General features: G+C 61.7%; 1 protein-coding gene. It reads right to left on the minus strand.

What is annotated here, in order from left to right; genetic code table 11:
* Window positions 1–222 (minus strand): immunoglobulin-like domain-containing protein (locus J5M71_RS29165; protein ID WP_207839169.1); only part of this gene is annotated, 222 nt, incomplete at both ends.

A 222-nucleotide genomic window follows, 5' to 3' on the forward strand; every position in this document is an offset into this window, starting at 1 on the left:
TGGCGTTCTCGATGGTCACGCTAACGGTCGAGCCGTTGTTGTAGACGTCATTGGCCGGGGTTTCGAAGTCAACACTGCCCTGGGTCTTGCCAGCCTCGATGGTGATGGTCTGGCCATTGGACAGGGTCACGGTCACCGGGGTCTGCGCTGGGTTGCTCAGGGTCACGGTGTAGGTGATCACGCCACCTTCGGTGACGCTTGGCGAAGCAGTCAGGGTCGCGG

Origin of the sequence: Pseudomonas sp. 43(2021) (assembly GCF_017490805.1) — a bacterium.
Classification (GTDB): domain Bacteria; phylum Pseudomonadota; class Gammaproteobacteria; order Pseudomonadales; family Pseudomonadaceae; genus Aquipseudomonas.